The organism is Vibrio sp. 10N.222.49.C9 (assembly GCF_041474985.1).
Taxonomy (GTDB): domain Bacteria; phylum Pseudomonadota; class Gammaproteobacteria; order Enterobacterales; family Vibrionaceae; genus Vibrio; species Vibrio crassostreae_C.
Genome location: NZ_JBFRVD010000033.1, coordinates 13,710 through 34,045, shown reverse-complemented (window position 1 = coordinate 34,045; position 20,336 = coordinate 13,710). Strand labels below are relative to the sequence as shown.

The 20,336-nt window shown below is 45.1% G+C and carries 20 protein-coding genes and 1 pseudogene; 5 read left to right on the top strand and 16 right to left on the bottom strand.

Annotated elements, in window-relative coordinates:
- Positions 1–19: 19 nt before the first annotated feature.
- The 7 genes from hscA to trmJ form a co-directional block, all read right to left on the bottom strand.
- Positions 20–1,870: a Fe-S protein assembly chaperone HscA gene (gene hscA / locus AB4585_RS14850; RefSeq protein WP_048658837.1), complete on the bottom strand. Its 1,851-nt coding sequence runs from the start codon at positions 1,868–1,870 to the stop codon at positions 20–22.
- Positions 1,871–1,892: 22 nt separating this feature from the next.
- Positions 1,893–2,408, bottom strand: coding sequence for a co-chaperone HscB (hscB, locus tag AB4585_RS14845; RefSeq protein ID WP_019822106.1), 516 nt, complete (start codon positions 2,406–2,408; stop codon positions 1,893–1,895).
- An 84-nt stretch (positions 2,409–2,492) separates the two neighbouring features.
- Positions 2,493–2,816 carry an iron-sulfur cluster assembly protein IscA gene (iscA, locus tag AB4585_RS14840; RefSeq protein WP_010440519.1) on the bottom strand — a complete coding sequence of 108 codons (324 nt, stop codon included), beginning with the start codon at positions 2,814–2,816 and terminating at the stop codon, positions 2,493–2,495.
- Positions 2,817–2,913: 97 nt separating this feature from the next.
- Positions 2,914–3,291: a Fe-S cluster assembly scaffold IscU gene (gene iscU, locus AB4585_RS14835; protein WP_004740340.1), complete on the bottom strand. Its 378-nt coding sequence runs from the start codon at positions 3,289–3,291 to the stop codon at positions 2,914–2,916.
- A gap of 33 nt (positions 3,292–3,324) precedes the next feature.
- Positions 3,325–4,539 carry an IscS subfamily cysteine desulfurase gene (locus AB4585_RS14830; protein ID WP_017629866.1) on the bottom strand — a complete coding sequence of 405 codons (1,215 nt, stop codon included), beginning with the start codon at positions 4,537–4,539 and terminating at the stop codon, positions 3,325–3,327.
- 27 nt (positions 4,540–4,566) lie between these two features.
- Positions 4,567–5,088 (bottom strand): Fe-S cluster assembly transcriptional regulator IscR, encoded by a 522-nt coding sequence (iscR, locus tag AB4585_RS14825; RefSeq protein WP_010440512.1) that lies wholly within the window; start codon positions 5,086–5,088, stop codon positions 4,567–4,569.
- Positions 5,089–5,204: 116 nt separating this feature from the next.
- Positions 5,205–5,933 carry a tRNA (cytosine(32)/uridine(32)-2'-O)-methyltransferase TrmJ gene (gene trmJ / locus AB4585_RS14820; protein ID WP_372170128.1) on the bottom strand — a complete coding sequence of 243 codons (729 nt, stop codon included), beginning with the start codon at positions 5,931–5,933 and terminating at the stop codon, positions 5,205–5,207.
- 181 nt (positions 5,934–6,114) lie between these two features.
- On the opposite strand from trmJ, the gene suhB reads away from it, so the two are divergent.
- On the top strand, positions 6,115–6,918 hold the full coding sequence (gene suhB, locus AB4585_RS14815; protein WP_017062836.1) for an inositol-1-monophosphatase: 804 nt from the start codon (positions 6,115–6,117) through the stop codon (positions 6,916–6,918).
- 309 nt (positions 6,919–7,227) lie between these two features.
- Here suhB and secF read toward each other — a convergent pair whose 3' ends face one another.
- The 5 genes from secF to queA form a co-directional block, all read right to left on the bottom strand.
- Positions 7,228–8,175 carry a protein translocase subunit SecF gene (gene secF, locus AB4585_RS14810; RefSeq protein WP_048658840.1) on the bottom strand — a complete coding sequence of 316 codons (948 nt, stop codon included), beginning with the start codon at positions 8,173–8,175 and terminating at the stop codon, positions 7,228–7,230.
- A 14-nt stretch (positions 8,176–8,189) separates the two neighbouring features.
- Positions 8,190–10,046 carry a protein translocase subunit SecD gene (gene secD / locus AB4585_RS14805; protein ID WP_372154816.1) on the bottom strand — a complete coding sequence of 619 codons (1,857 nt, stop codon included), beginning with the start codon at positions 10,044–10,046 and terminating at the stop codon, positions 8,190–8,192.
- A gap of 20 nt (positions 10,047–10,066) precedes the next feature.
- Positions 10,067–10,396, bottom strand: a complete 330-nt coding sequence (gene yajC / locus AB4585_RS14800; RefSeq protein ID WP_010440492.1) for a preprotein translocase subunit YajC — start codon at positions 10,394–10,396, stop codon at positions 10,067–10,069.
- A gap of 111 nt (positions 10,397–10,507) precedes the next feature.
- On the bottom strand, positions 10,508–11,644 hold the full coding sequence (tgt, locus tag AB4585_RS14795) for a tRNA guanosine(34) transglycosylase Tgt (RefSeq protein WP_017056177.1): 1,137 nt from the start codon (positions 11,642–11,644) through the stop codon (positions 10,508–10,510).
- A 195-nt stretch (positions 11,645–11,839) separates the two neighbouring features.
- The gene (queA, locus tag AB4585_RS14790; protein WP_017629870.1) at positions 11,840–12,892 is read right to left on the bottom strand and encodes a tRNA preQ1(34) S-adenosylmethionine ribosyltransferase-isomerase QueA; all 1,053 of its coding nucleotides are present in this window, start codon (positions 12,890–12,892) and stop codon (positions 11,840–11,842) included.
- Positions 12,893–13,226: 334 nt separating this feature from the next.
- Between queA and AB4585_RS14785 the strand changes: the two genes are divergently transcribed.
- Complete coding sequence (locus tag AB4585_RS14785; protein ID WP_017062524.1) at positions 13,227–13,673, top strand: CBS domain-containing protein; 447 nt, start codon at positions 13,227–13,229, stop codon at positions 13,671–13,673.
- Between the two features lie 69 nt (positions 13,674–13,742).
- On the opposite strand, the gene AB4585_RS14780 is transcribed toward AB4585_RS14785, so the two are convergent.
- On the bottom strand, positions 13,743–14,648 hold the full coding sequence (locus AB4585_RS14780; RefSeq protein WP_017062525.1) for a hydrogen peroxide-inducible genes activator: 906 nt from the start codon (positions 14,646–14,648) through the stop codon (positions 13,743–13,745).
- A 210-nt stretch (positions 14,649–14,858) separates the two neighbouring features.
- On the opposite strand from AB4585_RS14780, the gene AB4585_RS14775 reads away from it, so the two are divergent.
- The 3 genes and pseudogenes from AB4585_RS14775 to AB4585_RS14765 form a co-directional block, all read left to right on the top strand.
- The gene (locus tag AB4585_RS14775; protein ID WP_017062526.1) at positions 14,859–15,467 is read left to right on the top strand and encodes a peroxiredoxin C; all 609 of its coding nucleotides are present in this window, start codon (positions 14,859–14,861) and stop codon (positions 15,465–15,467) included.
- 311 nt (positions 15,468–15,778) lie between these two features.
- The gene (locus AB4585_RS14770) at positions 15,779–16,522 is read left to right on the top strand and encodes a copper homeostasis protein CutC (protein ID WP_017062527.1); all 744 of its coding nucleotides are present in this window, start codon (positions 15,779–15,781) and stop codon (positions 16,520–16,522) included.
- A gap of 146 nt (positions 16,523–16,668) precedes the next feature.
- Positions 16,669–16,932: pseudogene (locus AB4585_RS14765) on the top strand (hypothetical protein); the annotation flags it as partial.
- Between the two features lie 9 nt (positions 16,933–16,941).
- On the opposite strand, the gene phoU reads toward AB4585_RS14765, so the two are convergent.
- The 3 genes from phoU to pstA all read right to left on the bottom strand — a co-directional run bounded on the left by phoU (position 16,942) and on the right by pstA (position 20,243).
- Positions 16,942–17,640 (bottom strand): phosphate signaling complex protein PhoU, encoded by a 699-nt coding sequence (gene phoU / locus AB4585_RS14760; protein WP_009848270.1) that lies wholly within the window; start codon positions 17,638–17,640, stop codon positions 16,942–16,944.
- A 74-nt stretch (positions 17,641–17,714) separates the two neighbouring features.
- Complete coding sequence (pstB, locus tag AB4585_RS14755) at positions 17,715–18,533, bottom strand: phosphate ABC transporter ATP-binding protein PstB (RefSeq protein ID WP_009848269.1); 819 nt, start codon at positions 18,531–18,533, stop codon at positions 17,715–17,717.
- Positions 18,534–20,243 carry a phosphate ABC transporter permease PstA gene (gene pstA, locus AB4585_RS14750; RefSeq protein ID WP_372154822.1) on the bottom strand — a complete coding sequence of 570 codons (1,710 nt, stop codon included), beginning with the start codon at positions 20,241–20,243 and terminating at the stop codon, positions 18,534–18,536.
- Positions 20,244–20,336: the final 93 nt, after the last annotated feature.

Genomic DNA, 20,336 nt, shown 5'->3' with positions numbered 1-20,336 from the left:
TTTATCTATTCTCTAACTATTAAATATTATCGACTGACTGACCTGACAGTGCAGCACGAATTGATTTATCCATACGACGAGAAGCAAAGTCTTGGCTCGCTTTGTCGGTATTCTTAATTTCTAGTTCAATAGCATCAGCGTTGTCGCCATTACGCACTTCAATCAGTGCTTCAATCGCTTGAACAAGTTGTTGTTTGCCTTGCTCATCAAGTAGCTCGTCACCGTCGGCTTGCATTGCAGCGATAAGGCCTTCGATAACGCGATCCGCTTCTACGCGTTGCTCAGCAAGAGCACGCGCTTGCATGTCTTCTTTTGCAAACGTCATCGAATCTTTCAGCATGCTAGCCACTTCGTTGTCGCTTAGACCGTAAGAAGGCTTAACTTGGATTTCAGCTTGAACGCCAGTGCTCTTCTCCATTGCGGTAACCGATAGCAGGCCATCAGCATCCACTTGGTAAGTCACACGAATATGAGCAGCACCTGCAGTCATCGGCGGGATGCCTTTCAAAGCAAATCGAGCCAGTGAACGACAGTCGTCAACCATTTCGCGTTCACCTTGTACGGTGTGCACTGTCATAGCAGTTTGACCGTCTTTGAACGTGGTAAATTCTTGTGCGCGAGCCACTGGGATCGTGGTGTTTCGAGGGATGATCTTTTCGACCAAACCGCCCATGGTTTCGATACCAAGAGACAGAGGGATAACGTCCAGAAGCAGCATCTCAGAGTCAGGCTTATTACCGACTAAGATATCCGCTTGAATCGATGCGCCAATTGCAACCACTTCATCAGGGTTAATGCTGGTTAGTGGCGTACGACCAAAGAAGTCACCGACCATTTCACGTACAAGTAATGTGCGAGTTGAACCGCCGACCATCACGACTTCTAGAACTTCATCTGCATCAACTTCCGCATCTTTTAGTGCACGACGGCATGAAAGCAGTGTTTTCTTAACGAGCGGTTTGATGATCTCTTCAAACTCTTCACGAGTTAATGAACCAGACCAACCTAGTACTTCAACCTCAACGCTTTCAGCTTCAGATAAGCCAATCTTAGCTTCTGTTGCGGCGTCTAGAAGAATACGGTTCTGCTCTGCAGTTAGCTCCGATAAGCCCATTTGCTCTTGGAAATGATCCGCAACTAAATGGTCAAAGTCGTCGCCGCCTAATGCAGAGTCACCGCCCGTAGCTAGAACTTCGAAGACACCTTTAGATAGGCGTAGGATAGAGATATCAAACGTACCACCACCTAAGTCATAAACAGCAATTACCCCTTCTTTACCTGAATCCAAACCGTAAGCAATCGCAGCGGCAGTCGGCTCATTAAGAAGACGTAACACGTGAAGACCAGCAAGTTGCGCCGCGTCTTTCGTACCCGCACGCTGTGCATCATCAAAGTAAGCAGGAACGGTAATAACAGCACCAGATAACTCGCCACCAAGTGTTGACTCAGCACGTTGACCTAGCGCTCGCAGAATGTCTGCAGATACTTGAATTGGGTTTTTGTTACCTTGCTCTGTGCGAATCACAGGCAAACCATTATCACTTTCTTCAAATTGATATGGCAGAGATGGGTATCGCTGTTGAATATCTGACAGTGAGCGACCGATTAGTCGCTTAACTGAGATAATGGTATTTTTAGGATCAGTCTGTGCATTTGCACGAGCTTCATCACCAGTCGTGTATGACTCTGACGTATAGTGAACAACGGAAGGAAGAATACTGCGACCCTGTTGATCAATCAGTGTGCTCGCCTCACCACTGCGCACTGCCGCAACCAATGAGTTTGTTGTACCTAAATCAATACCCACAGCAAGCTTGTGCTGGTGAGGAGCGGCGCTTTGCCCTGGTTCTGCAATCTGAAGTAGTGCCATGGATGTGTCCTTGTTATACGAACTAGCCGATCAGACGATCTTCAACTAACTCGATTTCATTCTTTAATTTTGCAATAAACTTAAGCTTTCTTACTCGGTCTGCAGCTTCTAGCCAAGCCTCACTGTCGAGTTCTTGTTGGATAGCGCTTAATTGTTGTTTATACATTTTGCTAACCTTTCCTTCAAATGCAAACAAAGCATCTTCAGGTTCAGAACTGTCGGCGATATCTTCAAGCTCTTCACGCAATTCCATTTGCTCCATTAGGAACATAGGATCTTGCAGGGTCTGCTGTTCACCACGAATATCCTCACCATGTTGCACTAACAGGTATTCAGCTCGGCTGATTGGATTCTTCAATACCTGATACGCATCATTGATTTGCGCAGCTTTTTGCACGGCTAGCAGGCGATCACGCTCAGAAGCAGTGGCAAATTTATCAGGGTGGAATTGGCGTTGCAGATCTCTAAACTGAGAAGAAAGAAGGCTACCATCCAGTTGAAACTGAAGTGGTAGCCCAAATAATTCGAAATGATTCATGTAACGGTGGTCCTAAGTTTAGGCTCTTCAATCAGAGCCTAATTTTATTCTTCGCTCACTATAAACGCTTAACGATTGAAGCGTTTATACGTTGAAGCTCTCACCACAACCACATTCGCCTTTCGCGTTAGGGTTGTTGAATTCAAAACCTTCGTTTAGGCCTTCTTTTACGTAATCAAGCTCAGTTCCGTCTAGGTAAACTAGGCTCTTTGGATCAATGATGACCTTAACACCTGAATGCTCGAACACTTCGTCTTCTTCGTTAAGCTCGTCAACGAATTCTAGTACATACGCCATACCCGAACAGCCAGTCGTTTTTACCGCTAAGCGTAACCCGATACCTTTACCTCGGTTATCTAGGAAAGCTTGAACTCGGCTTGCTGCCGTATCTGTCATGGTGATGGCCATACTACAACCTTGTGTTTTATATAAATTGAGAACTCAGGGGGAGCACAAAGGATGCTCCCAAATATTGCTTATTTTTTGTGATTACTTAATGAGACGATTAACGCTTCTTTTTGTAATCCGCAACAGCTGCTTTGATTGCATCTTCAGCAAGAATTGAACAGTGAACTTTCACTGGTGGCAACTCTAGCTCTTCTGCGATTTCAGAGTTTTTGATAGCTGCCGCTTCATCAATACTTTTGCCTTTAACCCACTCAGTTACTAGTGAGCTAGAAGCGATTGCGCTGCCGCAACCGTAAGTTTTGAATTTTGCATCTTCGATAATGCCTTCTGGCGTTACCTTGATTTGCAGTTTCATTACATCACCACAAGCTGGTGCGCCAACCATACCGCTACCAACACTTGGGTCTTCTTTATCAAACGAACCTACGTTACGTGGGTTTTCGTAGTGATCAATTACTTTTTCGCTATATGCCATGATAGTTACCTCGAATCCTCTATTTCCGTGAGATTAGTGATGAGCCCACTCAACAGTGTTCAAATCAATCCCTTCTTTATACATATCCCATAGAGGAGACATGTCGCGTAATTTGTTTACCGCTACACGAATTTGTGCAATCGCGTAGTCGATTTCTTCTTCCGTTGTGAAACGGCCGAATGAGAAACGTACTGAGCTGTGTGCCAGTTCATCGTTCAGGCCAAGAGCTCGTAGAACGTATGAAGGCTCTAGGCTTGCTGATGTACATGCAGAACCTGATGATACTGCTAGGTCTTTTAGAGACATAAGCAGAGACTCACCTTCGACGAAAGCGAAGCTAACGTTTAGGTTGTGTGGTACACGTTGGTCTAAGTCACCGTTTACCGTTACCGCTTCTAGATCTTGAACACCTTTCAATAGGCGCTCACGAAGTGCTAGTGCGTGATCGTAATCTTTCTGCATGTCTTGCTTAGCAACAGCACAAGCTTCGCCCATACCCACGATTTGGTGAGTAGCAAGCGTACCTGAACGGAAACCACGCTCATGACCGCCGCCGTGCATTTGCGCTTCAAGACGAATACGTGGCTTACGACGAACGTAAAGTGCACCGATACCTTTAGGGCCATACATTTTGTGAGCTGAAAGTGAGATTAAGTCAACTTTCATCTCTTGTACGTCTAGTGGGATTTTACCCGCAGACTGAGCCGCATCAACGTGGAAGATGATCTTACGAGAACGACATAATTCGCCGATTGCAGAGATATCTTGGATTACACCAATCTCGTTGTTAACGTGCATGATAGAAACTAGAACAGTGTCTTCACGCATTGCAGCTTGTAGCTTGTCTAGATCGATGATGCCGTTTGCTTCTGGCTCAAGGTAAGTTACCTCAAAACCTTCACGCTCTAGTTGGCGACATGGATCAAGAACCGCTTTATGTTCTGTTTTGCACGTAATTACGTGCTTACCTTTCTTCTCGTAAAAGTGCGCTGCACCTTTAATAGCAAGGTTGTCTGACTCTGTAGCACCTGAAGTGAAAACAATCTCACGTGGGTCTGCATTTAATAGGTCAGCAATTTGCTCACGAGCATTATCTACTGCTTCTTCTGCCTGCCAGCCGTAACGGTGTGAACGAGATGCAGGGTTACCGAAGTTACCGTCCATCGTCATGCACTGAACCATTTTCTCAGCAACTCGTGGATCGACTGGGCATGTAGCTGAATAGTCAAAGTAAATAGGCAGTTTCATTTTCTACTCCAATGTAAAAACTGACCGCTAAGAGCGGGCATTAACACCGTGAGGTGCTGCACTAATCGTTGTAGTGCTCGTATTTTTATGTGCAAAACCATTATTAACCGCAAGATCGATATCTTGACGATCAGAAATTTCTAAAACTTCGTTATCTTTCATTAGCTCACCGAGCGTAATGTCGTTTAAGAAGCTGCTGATTCGGGAGCTTAAATCACGCCATAGAGTGTGAGTTAAACAACGACTACCACCCTGGCAATCTGCTCGACCGTGACACTTAGTCGCATCCACTGATTCGTCTACTGCTGCAATCACAGTTCCGACAGCGATGTCGCTCGCTTCAGCTCCTAAACGGTAACCACCACCAGGGCCGCGAACACTAGCAACTAAGCCAGCTTTACGTAACTTAGAAAAAAGTTGCTCTAAGTAAGATAACGAGATGCCTTGTCGCTCTGAAATGTCAGCCAGAGGAACTGGGCTTTTTTGCGAATGCAGTGCTACATCGAGCATAGCTGTTACCGCATATCTTCCTTTAGATGTAAGTTTCATATCACACCGTATCCACATTGTTTATGTGGTTGGAATCTTCCCATACCCGACTAAATTGGTCAAGTATTTAGTTGACTATTTTAGTCAGGTATTCACCCTTAGTTTTCACGTGGGCTTTATTTATCGTTTTTGCTCTTCTCAATTGAAGTCAAAATGCCACGTAGAGTATTGATCTCTTGCAGCTCTGGACGAGCTCGGCTAAACAGACGACGCAGCTTATTCATCACCTGCCCCGGCTTATCCTTAGAGATAAATTGGGTATCAATGATCACTTTTTCAAGGTGCTCGTAGAACATTTCTAGTTCTTCGTGACGAGGGTACTCATCTTGTTGCTGTGGTTGATATTGGCTAGCGACCATATCAAGGTGGGCGACACGCACTTCGTAGCTCAGAGTCTGTACCGCCATTGCTAGGTTTAGCGAGCTGTATTCAGGGTTAGCTGGGATACATACATGGAAGTGGCACTTCTGAAGCTCATCGTTAGTCAAGCCCGTACGCTCACGGCCGAATACTAATGCTACTGGGTGCTTCTGACCTTCAATTGCAAATTTTTTTCCACACTCACGAGGCTCAAGCATTGGCCATTCAAGTGTGCGTGAACGAGCACTCGAACCAACTACTAAACCACAGTCTTTTACTGCTTCGTCCAGTGTGGAAACGATAGTCGCGTTTTCTGCGATGTCACCAGCACCCGCAGCCAGTGCTAAGGTCTGCTCGTCAACTTCACATTGAGGGTCTACAAGAACTAATTGACTCAAACCCATCACTTTCATTGCGCGAGCTGCTGATCCGATATTTCCCGAATGAGACGTACCAACCAGAACGACTTTTACATTGTCTAACATGCTATATGACACCACTTTAAAAATAATCGCGAGATATTAACACATAGCAAAGTAAAATGGTCAGACCCTTCGCGCAATGTGAAACCAAGAGTTCAAAAAATAACCACTTCCCTTTTGGTAAAACTTTGGTATACTCGCCGCCGCTTTAAATTGTTCTTTAACATCTTGTGGGAAAAACCATATGCATCCAATGCTAAACATTGCGATACGCGCTGCGCGTAAAGCTGGCAACCATATTGCTAAATCTCTAGAAACAACTGATAAGATCGAATCGTCTCTAAAAGGTAACAACGATTACGTTACTAACATTGCTCAAGAAGCTGAGTACATGATCATTGAGACAATCAAAGCATCTTACCCAGAGCACAGCATTATTTCTGAAGAGAAAGGCCTGACTGAAGGTAAAGACTCTGACGTACAATGGATCGTTGACCCACTAGATGGCACCAACAACTTTGTAAAAGGTTTCCCTCACTTCTCTGTATCTATCGCTGTTCGCATGAACGGTCGTACAGAAGTTGCTTGTGTTTATGACCCAATGCTAAACGAGCTATTCACAGCTCAACGTGGCGCTGGCGCTCAACTTAACAACGCTCGTATGCGTGTTACTCAACTAAAAGACCTTCAAGGTACTGTTCTAGCGACTGGTTTCCCATTCAAGCAAAAACAACACTCAGAATCTTTCATGAAGATCATCTCTGGTCTATTCATTGACTGTGCTGATTTCCGTCGTACAGGTTCTCCTGCTCTTGACCTATGTTACCTAGCAGCTGGCCGTGTTGATGGTTACCTAGAACTAGGCCTTAAGCCATGGGATCTAGCAGCTGGTGACCTAATCGCTCGTGAAGCTGGTGCTATCATGACCGACTTCGCTGGCGGTACTGATTACATGACTTCTGGTAATGTTGTTGCTTCAAGCGCACGTGGTGTTAAGTCTATTCTTAAGCACGTTCGTGAGAACGCTAACGAAGGTATGCTGAAATAATTCAGACCTTACGTTAAAGCTCCCTGTTTTAAGGGCGCATAAAAATTCCAAAGCCTCGCTAGATAGCGAGGCTTTTTTGTATCTGCGATTTGAGATACGAAATACGAAATACGAAATACGAAATACGAAATACGAAATACGAAATACGAAATACGAAATACGAAATACGAAAATGGTGCTCTTAGTGACAGTATATGCAACTCAACTTGCCGATAAGTTACGTTGAGCTTATCGACAATATACAGACGTAAAAAAACCGCTAGTTGCCTAGCGGTTTTTTTGGTTTAGCGAAACTTGTTAAGCCAAGGCCTAAGGCATTTCGTCAAACTCTTCACCTTCTTTTTCCACTTGTGGTGGCATTAGGTGTTCACGTGTAATACCCAACTTCATTGCTAGTGCAGATGCAACGTAGATAGAAGAGTAAGTACCAACCGTAATACCCAATAGAAGGGCAGTTGCGAAGCCGTGAATCATAGCGCCGCCCTGAACGAACAGTGCGATAACTACGAATAACGTGGTACCAGAAGTGATCAATGTACGACTCAATGTTTGTGTGATTGAGCTGTTCAGTACTTCAGGCGCTTCACCTTTACGCATCTTACGGAAGTTCTCACGAATACGGTCGAATACAACGATGGTATCGTTGAGGGAGTAACCGACTACCGTTAGCAAGGCTGCTACGATGGTAAGGTCGACCTCAATTTGCATTAGAGAGAACACACCAAGTGTGATGATAACATCGTGCGCCAGTGCTAATACCGCACCCGCAGCCAAACGCCATTCAAATCGCACTGATACGTAGATCAAGATACAGATAAGAGAAACTAGGATAGCAAGGCCACCCGCTTCTGTTAGCTCATCACCTACGTTAGGACCAACGAACTCGATACGACGCATTTCAACTTGCTCACCAGTACCATTCTCAATAGCAGAAAGGATTTGGTTACCAAGCGTTTCGCCCGCTACGCCATCACGTGGACGTAAACGAACCATCACATCACGAGCTGAACCGAAGTTCTGTACCGTTGCATCACCAAAGCCTTCGGCTTCTAGTGCACTACGGATATCAGGAAGGTGTGCCGGTTGTTCAAAACCAACTTCAATCAGAGTACCGCCAGTAAAATCTAGACCCCAGTTCAACGATTTCGTTGTTAGGGTGAAGATAGCAGTACCAATCATCAAGATAGAAAAAACAAAGGCAACCTTTGACCAACGCATAAAGTCGATCATTTTGTCTGCTTTTAGAATCTGAAACATATTAATTCCTAGCCTTAGATCGACAGTTTTTTAACGCGTTTGCCGCCATACATCAGGTTCACGATACAACGTGTTCCCACAATAGCTGTAAACATTGAAGTCAAGATACCGATAGACAGCGTTACCGCGAAGCCTTTGATAGCACCAGTACCCACAGCAAATAGAATAATTGCTGTTAGTAGCGTGGTGATGTTGGCATCGGCGATTGTGCTGAATGCGTTCGCGTAACCTTGGTGAATCGCTTGTTGTGGACTACGTCCATCTCGAAGCTCTTCACGTATACGCTCAAAGATCAGAACGTTGGCATCAACCGCCATACCGACCGTTAATACGATACCGGCAATACCTGGCAGGGTCATAGTAGCCCCCGGAATCATCGACATCACACCGATAATCAACACCAAGTTAGCCATTAGCGCAACGTTCGCAATCAGACCAAAGCTGCGGTAGTAAAGCAGCGTAAACAGCATTACAGCAGCCATACCCCAAACCATCGCCATGATACCCATATCGATGTTTTGTTGCCCCATAGATGGACCAATCGTACGTTCTTCTACAATCGAGATAGGCGCAATCAGAGCACCAGCACGCAGTAGAAGTGCCAAGTTATGAGCTTCAGCCGTTGAATCGATACCAGTAATACGGAAGTTACGGCCTAGCGCAGATTGAATCGTCGCTTGGTTAATCACTTCTTCGTGCTTACTCAAGATAACTCGACCTTCCGGTGTTTTACGACCGCTGTCTTTGTACTCTGCAAATACCGTTGCCATTAGCTTACCGATATTCTGACGAGAGAATGCAGACATCTTGCTACCACCTTCGCTGTCTAGCGAGATGTTAACTTGAGGACGACCATATTCATCAACACTTGAGCTTGCATCAGTAATACTTGAGCCGCCTAGAATAACGCGCTTCTTAAGTACCACAGGACGACCATCACGATCTTGCTTGATTTCGCTACCCGCAGGGGCACGACCAGAAGCGGCAGCGGCTAAGTCAGCACTGCTATCCACTTCACGGAACTCAAGCGTCGCGGTAGCACCAAGAATTTCTTTAGCGCGAGCCGTGTCTTGAACACCAGGCAATTCCACTACGATACGGCTAGAGCCTTGACGTTGAACCAAAGGTTCAGCAACACCAAGTTCGTTAACACGGTTACGTAGAATGGTAATGTTTTGCTCGACCGCATAGTTGCGGATTTCTTGAAGACGAGCCTCTGTGAAGCTAGCAACCAAAGAAAAACGACCATTAGATTCAGAATATACAAACGTCATGTCTTGGTGCTTAGATTGCAGTAGCGATTTCGCTTCAGCAAGCTGCTCGGCGTTACGTAGAATCACTTCAACCGCATCTTTACCAGATGGGCGAATTGCACGGTAACGGATTTTTTCTTCACGAAGTTCGCTACGGAACGCTTCTTCTTGTTGGCCAACCAGCTTTTGCATCGCAGCGTCCATATCCACTTCCATCAAGAAGTGAACACCACCACGTAGGTCAAGACCAAGCTTCATTGGTGCAGCACCAATAGATTCAAGCCAATCAGGAGTTGAAGCAGCTAAGTTTAAAGCAACGATTACGTCTTCATCTAATGCTTCAGTGATGACATCACGAGCACTAATTTGAGAGTCTGTATCGTTAAAGCGAACAAGAATGGAACCGTTTTCTAGAGCAACGGATTTAGTAGAAAGGTTTTCAGCTTCAAGAGCATTGGTGACAGCATCCAGCGTAGACATATCTACAGAGGCGCCGCGCGCCCCTGTAACTTGAACTGCCGGATCTTCACCGTATATATTCGGAAGTGCGTACAACGCAGCGATGGCGATAGTAAACACCACCATCAGGTACTTCCATAACGGGTAACGGTTTAGCACAGCGAGGATCCTCTAGCTGTTTATAGAGATTTCAGAGTACCTTTTGGTAGCACTGCTGTAACGAAGTCTTTCTTGATAACTACTTCGTTGTTTGCATTCAGTTCGATAGCAACGTAGTCGCTGTCTTCTGCAATCTTAGTGATCTTGCCAATTAGGCCGCCGCTTGTAAGAACTTCATCACCTTTGCCCATAGAAGACATAAGGTTCTTGTGCTCTTTAACACGCTTAGCTTGTGGACGGTAGATCATGAAGTAGAAGATCACAGCGAACATACCTAGCATGATAAGCATTTCGAAACCGCCGCCTGCTGGTGCACCTTCTGCTGCTGCGTGAGCTTGAGAAATAAACATTTAAAACATCCTCTATTTATATTTTCGTAATTGTTTGTCTAATTGGGTCGCATCCCTTTATTTTCAAGCCCCATCACTCGGAAGAGAGATAGGGCTCGCAAAAAAGAAATACTAAGATTCTTTACCTAGTGGTGGCACTTCACGCCCCATTCTTGCGTAGAACTCTGCAACGAACTCTTCAAAGCGGTCTTCATCGATAGACTGACGAATGTCTGACATTACTCGTTGGTAGAAACGCAGGTTATGAATCGTGTTCAGTCGAGCACCTAGGATTTCGTTACAACGATCCAAATGGTGTAAGTACGACTTGCTGTAGTTCTTACAAGTGTAACAGTCACACTCTGAATCTAGTGGTGTTGTATCGGTTTTATGCTTCGCATTACGGATCTTGATCACACCTTCAGTCACAAACAGGTGGCCGTTACGTGCATTTCGCGTTGGCATTACACAGTCAAACATGTCGATACCACGGCGAACACCTTCAACCAAGTCTTCCGGTTTGCCTACGCCCATTAGGTAACGTGGCTTATCTTCTGGCAGTTGAGGACATGTGTGCTCAAGAATGCGGTGCATATCTTCTTTTGGTTCGCCTACTGCTAGGCCACCTACTGCGTAACCGTCAAAACCAATTTCTGTTAGGCCTTTAACGGATACATCACGAAGGTCTTCGTACACGCCACCTTGAACGATACCGAACAGTGAGTTCGGGTTTTCAAGTTTGTCGAAGTGGTTACGTGAACGCTCAGCCCAACGAAGAGACATCTCCATTGAGTCTTTTGCTTCTTTGTGTGTCGCAGGGTAAGGCGTACACTCATCGAAGATCATTACGATGTCTGAACCTAAATCTTTTTGGATTTCCATAGACTTCTCAGCGTCCATGAAGATCTTGTCACCGTTTACAGGGTTACGGAAATGAACACCCTCTTCAGTGATTTTACGCATTGCACCTAGGCTGAATACTTGAAAGCCGCCTGAATCAGTCAGGATAGGACCGTGCCAGTTCATGAAATCGTGCAGGTCACCGTGCATTTTCATGATTTCTTGACCAGGACGTAGCCATAGGTGGAATGTGTTACCTAATAGGATTTCAGCACCTGTGTCTTTTACTTCTTCAGGTGTCATACCTTTAACAGTACCGTAAGTACCTACAGGCATGAATGCTGGGGTTTCAACGGTACCGCGTTCAAACTGAAGTTGACCACGACGTGCGCCGCTATTAGTTTTTTTAAGTTCGTATTTTAATTTCACGAAGCCTCCAATATGCCAGAGAAACAATCTGACTGTTAATTCAGAACCTTAGGCCAAACAAAAGTTCAGTCTAGTGGGTTCTATGAGGAGCGGTCGCGTATTCCTTGCGAGAGATTAGACAGACACCCTGCCCGACTCCTAGCTTACTGCTAGCACCCGTAAATTCTAATGTATATCGTTTATAACTAGCTTAAATTAGCTTGTTTTCTTATTGATGAACATGGCATCACCGTAGCTGAAGAAACGATATTCGCTCTTCACTGCGTGATCGTATGCGCCCATCACGTTGTCGTAACCTGCAAATGCACTCACCAACATAATCAGTGTTGATTCTGGCAAGTGGAAGTTGGTAATCAAGCAATCCACCAACTGGTATTCATAGCCAGGGAAGATGAAGATTTCTGTATCACCAAAGAAAGGAACGAGCTCAGTGCCTTTCTTCAATGCATCTTGAGCTGCACTTTCTAGTGAGCGTACTGATGTTGTACCAACAGCAATAATACGGCCGCCACGGGCTTTTGCTGCAGCTACGGCGTCAACCACTTCTTGCGGCACTTCAACGTACTCAGCATGCATGTGGTGATCGTTAATATTATCAACTTTTACTGGCTGGAACGTACCAGCACCAACATGAAGCGTCACGTAAGCAAACTCAACACCTTTTTCTTTCATGTCAGCCATTAGCTTGTCATCAAAGTGAAGGCCTGCTGTTGGCGCTGCAACCGCACCCGGCTTTTCATTATAGACAGTCTGGTAGCGCTCTTTATCTGCATCTTCATCAGGACGATCGATGTAAGGAGGCAGTGGCATGTGACCAACACTGTTAAGAATCTCTAAAACGCTTTGATCAGATGTGAAATGGATTTCGAATAACGCATCGTGACGCGCCACCATTTCAGCTTCATATTCATCGTTCTCACCAAGGAACAACTTGGTACCCGGCTTCGGTGATTTAGAACAACGAACATGCGCAAGAATGCTTTTCTCATCAAGCATACGTTCAACCAGCACTTCAAGCTTACCGCCTGATGCCTTGCGACCGAACACGCGAGCTGGAATCACTCGAGTGTTATTGAAAACAACAAGATCGCCTGGCTCAACCAAGTCTAAAACGTCTTTAAACGAACCATCCGTCAGGTTGCCATTATTGCCGTCTAATTTAAGTAGGCGGCTTGCTGTACGCTCTTCTTGAGGGTAACGAGCAATAAGTTCATCTGGTAGGTCAAAGTGAAAATCTGAAACTTGCATGTGTCTAGTCTTGTCTTAGTTGATGAGATTTGTGCCGTTGACGAATCATAAATCGTAGTTGCTGGATAATCGTTACGGTAAGTCAATCGTTACCAGAAACACATCGCAAACACGACTAAAAATTTCGCAGTGGGCTAGTATAGGCACACGAGCCGCAATAGCAAGGTTTACAGCACTGGATTATTGTAAAGAGGCGTAAAATAATGCGACTGATTCACCTCCTCAAGCTAAAGAATTAGTTGCATAAAACTCACCCAAGAATGCGTCAGATCTCAGTTATTTTTTGGATAAAAAACTATAGTAATAGCAACAAATAAAAAAGAAGGAGGTTCGTATGATCAAGGTTGAAGATATGATGACTCGCAACCCTCATACCCTATTGCGCTCACACTCACTGGCCGATGCTAAGCACATGATGGAAGCACTTGATATCCGCCATATTCCGGTCGTCGATTCCGACAGGCAACTACTAGGTGTCGTCACACAGCGAGACGTTCTCGCCGCTCAAGAATCCAGCCTACAAAACATCCCACAAGCTCAATCTTTTACTCTTGCTACTCCCCTCAACGACATCATGCACAAAAGTGTTATGTCGGTAGAGCCGCGTGCAGGATTAAAAGAATCGGCTATCTACATGCAGAAACATAAAGTGGGCTGTTTACCTGTCGTAGAAAACCACGAACTAGTAGGCATTATTACAGACAGCGATTTTGTCACGATAGCGATCAATTTACTGGAGCTGCAAGAAGAAGTAGAGCCAGAAGAAGCGGAAGTAGAGTAACGCTCGGAATTGATATAAAGAAGAGCGGCCAATTCAGCCGCTCAGAGGGATTGTTGTCGCAGCGGCTTATTATAGAAGCTCAGATACCACATCCGCTAATTGATGGAATGTCTCACGACGCGAAGAGCTTGGTCGCCAGACAAGGCCAATATCTCGGTAGGCCTGCTGACCAGGAGGATCGATCACAACGAGATTCTGGTTTTCCAATAAACCGTGGTCGATCGCCATTTGCGGAATAAAGGTGGTTCCTAAACCATTGGCCACCATTTGCACCAATGTGTGAAGGCTCGTCGCAGTGAACGGGTTGATCTTCTCTTTATCCGTTAACTTACAAGCCGACACAGCATGCTCGGTTAAGCAATGCTCGTTCTCCAACAAAAATACAGATTCGTCTGGCAGGTCATCGTATTTAATCGGAACGCGAATACCATCAGCTTGATTGCGACTGATCACCATCCGGAAAGGGTCTTGCCCAACAACTTGGCTTTCCATATTGTCGATATCGACAGGCAAAGCCAGAATCAGCACATCTAAGTCTCCATGACGCAGCGCAGCCAATAGGTTGGTCGTTGTGTCTTCACGTAACAGCAAATTTAATTGTGGAAAGCGCTGGTTGGCTTCCTGTACCAAATCGCACAAAAGGAACGGCGCTATAGTAGGAATACACCCGACTCGCAACTGCCCTTGCATCGCATCCCCGTTACATAGATTTCCAAGCTCTACGAGATCTTGTCCTTTCGCTAGTAGCTCTCGACCGTGCTTGACCACCAGCTCACCTGCTTGCGTGAAAACTAGCGGGCTCTTTTTATCTTTCTTCTCATAAAGCGGGCAACCAATCAGCTCTTCTAGGTTTTGAATGCCTTTACTTAGCGTAGATTGACTGACGAAACAGCGATCTGCGGCATCACTGAAATGACGAGTTTCGTGAAGAGTAACAAGATAGTGAAGTTGCTTAAGACTTGGCCATTTATTCATGAAATTACTTTGTAATATGAGTAGGATAAGTTAGGTAAAGGTCATTCGACCTAAGGACAGGACAAAGAATAAGCTTATCGCTTTTTTCGATTAACTTAATCTATTTAATTCGCTTTTTTCTATAGTACCGATTGTACTATAGTTTGTCCCGTAGAAACGGAGCCCAAACAAAGATGTGTTGGGCCAACTAATTTTTTAGGAGATTCCAAAATGGTACTAGTAGGTCGTCAAGCCCCTGACTTTACTGCAGCAGCTGTTCTAGGTAACGGTGAGATCGTTGATAACTTCAACTTCGCAGAATTCACTAAAGGTAAGAAAGCTGTAGTTTTCTTCTACCCACTAGACTTCACTTTCGTTTGTCCTTCAGAGCTAATCGCTTTCGACAACCGTCTTGAAGATTTCCAAGCTAAAGGCGTTGAAGTAATCGGTGTTTCTATCGATTCTCAATTCTCTCACAACGCATGGCGTAACACTGCTATCGCTGATGGCGGTATCGGTCAAGTTAAATACCCTCTAATTGCTGACGTTAAGCACGAGATCTGCAAAGCATACGATGTTGAGCACCCAGAAGCAGGCGTTGCTTTCCGTGGTTCTTTCCTAATCGACGCTGACGGTCTTGTACGTCACCAAGTAGTTAACGATCTTCCACTAGGTCGTAACATCGACGAAATGCTACGCATGGTAGACGCACTAAACTTCCACGAGAAGAACGGTGAAGTTTGTCCTGCACAATGGGAAGAAGGCAAATCAGGTATGGACGCATCTCCAAAAGGTGTTGCAGCATTCCTATCTGAGCACGCTGACGACCTAAGCAAGTAATTACCTCTTAAGCCCGAACTCAACGCGGGTTAATGGTTGGAAGATTCTCTTTAAAGAGACATAAAGCATAAGCTAATAGCGCAAAGCGCACCGCCAATCAGTTAAGAAGTAAAGTCCTATTAAAAGCCCGAAGTTAACGCTTCGGGCTTTTTGTTTTCCCCCTCCTCGCTCCCCTAGACTGACTCTTGTAATAGATAATTGAGGTAGCGATAAACCTAAACTTTACCTCTATTTTCCCTTATCCCCATCTATTCAGAATCACACCTAGATTGCTATTATTTCATCAGTATCTTTTTGAACGGATAAACACGATGAACACCGAAATTGAAGTCTGTATCGATAACTTAGAATCTCTTCATACCGCACTATCTGGTGGCGCGAATCGAATTGAGCTTTGCTCTTCATTAGCACTTGGCGGATTAACTCCAAGCTTCGGAATGATGAAACAAGCGGCAATAGTTTCGTCGGTTCCGGTCTACGCTATGATACGCCCAAGACAAGGCGACTTCATTTTCGATAACGACGATATGCTCTGTATGCTTGAAGATATTGAAGCTTGCGCAAATGCAGGATTGGATGGGGTCGTACTTGGTGTGTTAGCGCCGAACGGAAGTATTGATATGCCAAAGATGCAACAACTGGCTGACAAAGCGCACTCGTTAAAGCTTGGGATTACCTTCCACAGAGCCATCGATCAAAGCTCTGATTTCCAAGCAGCATTAGAACAAATCATTACACTTGGATGCGAAAGAGTCCTGACATCAGGGCTTGCTGCTAATGCTGAGCAAGGTATCGATGTATTGGCTGCAATGGTCAAACAAGCCGATGGACGAATTGATATCATGGCGGGGGCTGGCGTTAACGCTGCGAATGCCAAAATGATTCAAAGCGCTACCCAAGTACCTGCTCTTCACCTTTCAGGTAAATCGACAAGGCCGAGTCTAATGGAAAACAACTCAAGTGCTCAAATGGGCAGTGATAATATTGATGATTATCAGATCCCAGTGACAGATGCGAGTAAGATATCTGATGTGAGAGCCGCCCTCACCGCTTAGGGCAATAGTCGCCAGCATAAATCCAGAGAACCTCGCTGACTAATCTAACTGACTGACGTATATTAGATTTAATAGCGCAGAAAATTTTCATGGATAGATATGGCTAAAGACTTATTCAGCTCTCTTGATTTAAACCTGTTACGAAGCAAAACATGTTTGGAAGAAACCAAATCCACGGCTTTCAGGCTGAAATTGGCGTGGCAAGTTATGACGGTACGAAAACGCGCTCATGCGAAGTAGAAGAGAAAACAACACATGGTATAAGCCTAGGCGGGGCCTACGTTTACCAAGCGACACCAATGCTTGGATTACGTGCTGGTGTTGATATGAATATTTTTGATCACAACAAAACCTTTGTGCCTTACGACACAACGGTCAATTTCAATCTTGGTGCAATAATTAGCTTCTAAAGATAAGCTCTATTTGAGTGCGTCATCAAGGCTTTGATCGCCTAGGTGACGTACATCTTTACCCTTCACAAAGTAAATAATGTATTCGCAGATATTTTGGCAGCGGTCTCCCACTCGCTCAATCGCACGCGCTGACCACATCACCTGCAAAATATTAGGAATGTTCTTAGGGTCTTCCATCATATAGGTCATTAACTGACGAATAACGGCCTCGTACTCCGCATCCAACTTATCATCAAGCTTGTGAACTTCAGCTGCCGCATCAACATCCATACGAGCAAAAGCATCTAATACTTGATGAAGCATGGTGATAGCCTGACGGCAAAGAGGCTCTAAAGATACGTGGAATTTCTGCTCTTTGGTTGAAGGGATCTCAATAGCACCTTGCGCAATTTTAGAAGCAACATCGCCAATACGTTCCAGATCGGTAATCGTTTTGATGATCGCCATAATCAAACGCAGATCCTTCGCTGTCGGCTGACGCTTTGCAATGATTCGAGTACAAGCCTCATCAATCGACACTTCCATCGCATTCACTTTGTGGTCATCACGAATCACTTTTTTGGCCAATTCAACATCGTCTTTATGAAGCGCCTGCATTGCAAACGAGAGTTGCTGCTCCACTAACCCGCCCATGGTCAATACATGAGTACGGATCGATTCTAACTCGACATTGAATTGCCCTGAAATGTGGCGACCGAAATGCATACTTGCTCCTTGAAAGAAATGAAGAAAGCCATTTTTGTAGAGTGACTTAGCTCTAGATGACACCTTTGGAGAGGTTAGCCATATCTACCAGTAATGTAGTCTTCCGTCTGGTTTTTCAATGGAGACGTAAAAATTGAGTCCGTATCTGAGTACTCGATCAATTTTCCCATATGAATAAAGGCAGTATGGTCACTTACACGCGCGGCTTGTTGCATGTTGTGGGTAACAATCACCACTGTGTATTGCGTTTTGAGATCGTTGATCAACTCTTCAATCGTCAAAGTAGAAATCGGATCGAGTGCCGATGTCGGCTCATCTAACAACAGCACTTCAGGCTCAATCGCAACCGCACGAGCGATAACCAAACGCTGCTGTTGACCGCCAGATAAACCAAAAGCATTCTCATGCAACCGATCTTTCACTTCATCCCATAACGCAGCAGCGCGCAGAGAGCGTTCAACCGCATCATCAAGGTCTCGGCTGTTGCTAACGCCTTGTAGCCTCAAGCCATAAACCACATTCTCATAGATAGATTTAGGAAAAGGGTTTGGACGCTGGAATACCATACCCACACGGCGTCGTAAGGTCGCAACATCCACCTTAGGGTGATAGACGTTCTTGCCATGAAGCTTCACTTTCCCGGAAACCTTACAGCCTTCAACAAGATCGTTCATGCGATTAATGCAGCGCAGCAGAGTCGACTTACCACACCCAGAAGGGCCGATAAACGCCGTCACCTGCCCCTTCGGGATCTGCATCGAGATATCATCAAGTGCTTGGCTCTCTTTATAGTAAAGATTTAGCCCTTCGATCGAGATAGCAATTTGCTCATCCTTCAGATTGTGAACATCAAGTGGTGCTTGGTAACCCAAGGTTTCATTAATCGAGAACATCTAATCTTGTCCTAAGGTTCGGTATTTTTCACGCAAGTTATTACGGATATTGATGGCTGTTAAGTTCAACCCAACAATCACCGTAACCAATAAAAATGAAGTCGCATACACTAAAGGTCGTGCCGCTTCGATATTAGAGGTTTGAAAACCAACATCATAGATATGAAAGCCTAAATGCATGAACTTTCTATCTAAGTGTAAATACGGAAACTGACCATCGACTGGCAAGCTGGATGCCAATTTAACAACACCCACCAGCATAAGTGGTGCAACTTCCCCCGCGGCTCTCGCGATTGCCAAAATTAAACCAGTGATAATCGCTGGGCTTGCCATCGGTAAAACAATGCGCCAAAGCGTCTCAAATTGAGTCGCACCAAGCGCTAATGAACCGTGCCTCACTGCACTAGGAATACGCGTTAAGCCCTCTTCCGTGGTTACGATAACGACTGGAAGCGTCAAGACCGCTAAGGTTAGTGCTGACCAAAGTAGACCCGGCGTACCAAATGTCGGTGCTGGCAATCGCTCTGCATAGAACAACGTATCAATCGAGCCACCAATGGTATAGACGAAAAAGCCTAAACCAAAAACGCCATACACAATCGACGGTACACCCGCCAAGTTAATCACGGCGATACGAATTAAACGTGTTAGTGCGTTGTTTTTTGCGTATTCATGAAGATATATCGCAGCGACTACCCCAAGAGGCATCACGACGATCGACATGAGAATAACCAACAGTACTGTGCCAAAAATAGCAGGAAACACACCGCCTTCAGAGTTTGAGTCTCGTGGGTTCTCTGATAAGAACTTCCAAACTTGTTTGCCCCAGTGCCCAACCTTTTCTAGGTAAGACATATTATTTGGGTACCAATAATCCAGAATGTGACTTAGCGAAATCTCGACCTGCTCGCCTGTCATATCCTCAACGAGTAAGCTTTCGACATTAAGTTGCGTTCTAAGGTGCTCAAGCTTAACTTCGGCTTCACCTAACTGGCGATTTAATTCCAGTTTAGTTTGAGTATAGGTTGTAAGGTATTCATCACTCACTGACTCATTGAGTTCAAGCTTACGCTTTTCTAAGCGCAGGTTTTCCAATTGCCAGCTGATATTGCGAATTTCTTGGTTCACGACACGCGACGTTTCTTTACGTAACGTATCAGCGAACGCCAAGCCTTGTTCGAGCTTTTGGTCTATGTTCGAATCAAAGGTGCCAGAAGCAGTTTTAAAACCCACCGGCTTACCAAAGAAATAACCACCTCGACTTCGTTCAATCACAACCCAATCTAGCGGGGTAGTGGGTTCACGTAAGTTAACATCCAGAATAGAAACAAAGTCCGCAGGGTACAGTTCTCTGTTAGCAACTTTGATGCTTAAGCGCTGTATCAGCCCAGTCGACAAATTTTGAGGAGACAAAAGGTCATGGACTTGTGGAACTTGCTCTATCGGGATGTATTTTCGTTCATATAACTGACCAACCAATACATCTTGTTTTGATACGGTTTCGTCAAGATCGACCACTAGCGATAAGTCTTTGGAGTCAACTTGCCATTGATACAAAGGTGCGGGCCAAAAATAGGTTAAGCCCTTCCAACCAATCAGCAGCATTAGGCCAAGAACAGAAAGCATACTGATGCTCACCGCCCCGCCCGTAAGCCAGATCCACGGAGAGCCCGATTTAACCCAAGATAATAATGACTTCAGTTTATTCATCATGATCGACCTTGCTCTTGGCGTGCTGAAATCAAGGAGCTGCAAAGATCAAGAGACACGCTAGTCAAGCCACTAAAAGCCATTGATACACAT

Bases quoted from the DNA above. Each gene is read 5' to 3' on its own strand.
- phoU (WP_009848270.1), bottom strand. From the start codon at position 17,640: ATGCATTTCGGTCGCCACATTTCAGGGCAATTCAATGTCGAGTTAGAA.
- AB4585_RS14780 (WP_017062525.1), bottom strand. From the start codon at position 14,648: ATGAATAAATGGCCAAGTCTTAAGCAACTTCACTATCTTGTTACTCTT.
- iscA (WP_010440519.1), bottom strand. From the start codon at position 2,816: ATGGCCATCACCATGACAGATACGGCAGCAAGCCGAGTTCAAGCTTTC.
- AB4585_RS14830 (WP_017629866.1), bottom strand. From the start codon at position 4,539: ATGAAACTGCCTATTTACTTTGACTATTCAGCTACATGCCCAGTCGAT.
- iscR (WP_010440512.1), bottom strand. From the start codon at position 5,088: ATGAAACTTACATCTAAAGGAAGATATGCGGTAACAGCTATGCTCGAT.
- AB4585_RS14785 (WP_017062524.1), top strand. From the start codon at position 13,227: ATGATCAAGGTTGAAGATATGATGACTCGCAACCCTCATACCCTATTG.
- iscU (WP_004740340.1), bottom strand. From the start codon at position 3,291: ATGGCATATAGCGAAAAAGTAATTGATCACTACGAAAACCCACGTAAC.
- secF (WP_048658840.1), bottom strand. From the start codon at position 8,175: ATGTTTCAGATTCTAAAAGCAGACAAAATGATCGACTTTATGCGTTGG.
- AB4585_RS14775 (WP_017062526.1), top strand. From the start codon at position 14,859: ATGGTACTAGTAGGTCGTCAAGCCCCTGACTTTACTGCAGCAGCTGTT.
- pstA (WP_372154822.1), bottom strand. From the start codon at position 20,243: ATGAATAAACTGAAGTCATTATTATCTTGGGTTAAATCGGGCTCTCCG.
- suhB (WP_017062836.1), top strand. From the start codon at position 6,115: ATGCATCCAATGCTAAACATTGCGATACGCGCTGCGCGTAAAGCTGGC.
- yajC (WP_010440492.1), bottom strand. From the start codon at position 10,396: ATGTTTATTTCTCAAGCTCACGCAGCAGCAGAAGGTGCACCAGCAGGC.
- pstB (WP_009848269.1), bottom strand. From the start codon at position 18,533: ATGTTCTCGATTAATGAAACCTTGGGTTACCAAGCACCACTTGATGTT.
- hscB (WP_019822106.1), bottom strand. From the start codon at position 2,408: ATGAATCATTTCGAATTATTTGGGCTACCACTTCAGTTTCAACTGGAT.
- hscA (WP_048658837.1), bottom strand. From the start codon at position 1,870: ATGGCACTACTTCAGATTGCAGAACCAGGGCAAAGCGCCGCTCCTCAC.
- queA (WP_017629870.1), bottom strand. From the start codon at position 12,892: ATGCAAGTTTCAGATTTTCACTTTGACCTACCAGATGAACTTATTGCT.
- AB4585_RS14770 (WP_017062527.1), top strand. From the start codon at position 15,779: ATGAACACCGAAATTGAAGTCTGTATCGATAACTTAGAATCTCTTCAT.
- trmJ (WP_372170128.1), bottom strand. From the start codon at position 5,933: ATGTTAGACAATGTAAAAGTCGTTCTGGTTGGTACGTCTCATTCGGGA.